This window comes from Anoxybacteroides rupiense (assembly GCF_014196195.1).
Taxonomy (GTDB): Bacteria; Bacillota; Bacilli; order Bacillales; family Anoxybacillaceae; genus Anoxybacteroides; species Anoxybacteroides rupiense.
This window is the reverse complement of sequence record NZ_JACIDF010000025.1, coordinates 1-2,478: the sequence shown is the minus strand read 5'-3', so window position 1 is coordinate 2,478 and position 2,478 is coordinate 1. Positions and strand designations below refer to the sequence as shown.

At 35.4% G+C, this 2,478-nt stretch carries 3 protein-coding genes; all 3 read left to right on the top strand.

All coding sequences use genetic code 11. The features are described 5' to 3' along the window. Positions 1 to 741, top strand: a 741-nt coding sequence (locus GGQ95_RS18115; RefSeq protein ID WP_221212171.1) for an RHS repeat-associated core domain-containing protein, incomplete at its 5' end; no start/stop codon positions are given. Between the two features lie 200 nt (positions 742 to 941). Beyond that, positions 942 to 1,148: a hypothetical protein gene (locus GGQ95_RS18110; protein ID WP_080861017.1), complete on the top strand. Its 207-nt coding sequence runs from the start codon at positions 942 to 944 to the stop codon at positions 1,146 to 1,148. Between the two features lie 386 nt (positions 1,149 to 1,534). Then, a complete protein-coding gene (locus GGQ95_RS18105; protein ID WP_312856959.1) occupies positions 1,535 to 2,161 on the top strand; it encodes a HEAT repeat domain-containing protein in 627 nt (208 codons plus the stop codon). Positions 2,162 to 2,478 lie beyond the last annotated feature (317 nt).

Sequence of the window (2,478 nt, the reverse complement as noted above, 5' to 3'; positions counted from 1 at the left end):
GTATGGGCGTTTACATGGGCGAATGGCAAGCCAAACACGGTGACGAGTGGGAATGGCGATACATTCTACTACGTCACGAACTACCGCGGCGATGTGGTTCGCATTATTGATGAGAACGGTGCGACGGTCGCGAATTACAGCTATGATCCGTGGGGGAAAGTGATGTCAGTTTCGGAAAATGCCGAAGTCACTGGCCAACCGTTAGGATATGCGGGATACTATTACGATAGAGAAACAAAATTGTACTACTTACAGGCACGGTACTATGACCCAGAGACGGCGAGGTTTGTTTCGAGGGATCAATATCGGGGAGATCTAAATAATTCAATTTCACAAAATGCGTATGTTTATTCCAATAATAACCCTGTTAATTTTACTGATCCAAGTGGGTACTGGTCAAAAACAATCAATTTAGGTTTTAATAGTTATATTAAAGTTAATGTTGGTTGGCAAAAAATATCTCTAGCCATTAATTTAACTCCTGGATTTTTAATAAGTACTGGTATAGGTTTGATTCTCGGTGCCGGAGCTGGCGCTGTTGTGGCACGGTACTTGAAATGGTATCTATATCCAATATTGGCGAATGCAATATTTACTAAGGTAGCAGAAGAGATTGTTAAACGTTTAGCTCAGAAAGTTTCAAAAGCTACCTTTAGAAAAATAACTAAAGGGTACAACTGGACAAAAAAATCTATATTTTATAAAACTTTTCAAATTCCTAACTTAATGTTTAGATATTGATATTAGTGTGGCAGGAATAGATAAAAAGCATCCATCATTTTGTTTGAATGAAAAATAAATTGAATCAGGTTTTTTTGTATTATATTTTCGCTTGAGGAAAACAGCGAAGGCTCTTTTGGCTCTTTGTTACTAGCTGTCATCTAAACAATGGTAATATAAAATTTTGATATTTGGTAAATGAAATCTCATGGAGGTTATAAATGGAAACAAAATATATAAAAGATACTCCAATGTTACTTTTATTTGGAATGCTTTATATTATTATTTTCGGCTTATGGTTAATAAAAAGGGCAAATTCATACAAGGCTTCTCAAAAAAGCAAATACTACTTGTTTTTAGATAATCCTAGTTTAATTGCTGGAGTAGTTATAGGAATTGTGTTACTATTTATTGCTTTTTTTCTTTAATATCTAAAAATCGGGCTGTGTTTAGGGTGTAACCCTTATTCCCTTTTGTAATTTGTTAAATATTTTAAAATAATTACAAGTAGGGAGCCATAATTCATGGCTCTCTACTTAAAAAAGAAACAGATAATCGATTTTTGTATCTGAAAATCTAAGCAAAATTAACAAAATAGCTTAGAACCTGTGACCGCTAAATAAAACTGAACAGAATTCGATTGATTAAATTGAACAGTTTTTTACCAGTTAGAAACGTGCACTTTACATGGAGTGACGTACATGATAGCCTCGTTTCATGTGGCTGATTCTTGTTGTTGCTCGCTTTTTAGGAAATATCTTGTATGTAGAGGCTCCATGTCAAGTGATCGAGATTAATATAGGAATTAAAGGAAATTATTCACTCTTATTTAACGAAAAAGGATATAAAAAATAAACTTATTCAATTAACCGATCATTCTAACAACGAAGTGCGGATGTATGCTATAGAACAATTAGGATTTTTCTCAGGTGATGAAGTAGGAGAGGTTATAGTTCCTAAATTAACCGATCCAAATCTGTTAGTTCGGGTTACTGCTGCAGAAGTACTAGGTTTAATTGAATATAAAGAAGCCATCCCATATCTTTGTCGATCCCTAGATGATAAGCATGAACTTGTCCGCGCATATACTGCAGAAGTACTTGGAAAATTAGGAGATAAGGGCATCATTTCGTTACTGAAAGAAAAATTAAATAGAGAGAGGCGAAATCGGGCACGTCTTGGATTTTACTTAGGATTATATCATTTAGGTGAGATAGAGTATTTGAATGACATTATAAAAATGTTAAATTGTAAATCCTATAGGGTGCGATGTGCTGTCGCAAACAGTCTTGTAGAGATCGCCGATATGAATAATTTTACAAAGATCAAAGAGTGTTTGAGAAAAGCATTGTCAAAGGAAAAAACAACGGCTGTTCAGTCATCTCTGTATGGAGCGCTCACAGAATTGGATGAGATTTTTGTAGAAAAGAATATAGATTAATGAGTGGTGCTAGATAAACTCTAATAATTATAAAAATCATAATCAATAATGGTGTCAAGATGTATTGATATGTTTGAGAAGCATAATAATGGAAAAAGGATGTTCCAATCGTTTGTCTGAGCATCCTTTTATTTAGGATAGGCTAGGGCGGATATAACTATTGACGGCTCGGACTTAATCTGCATTACCAACGACAACGGCCAAACCGTATGGGTGTTTACGTGGGCGAATGGCAAGCCAAACACGGTCACAAACCAAAACGGTAACACGTTCTACTATGTGACGAACTACCGCGGCGATGTCGTCGGCATTGTCGA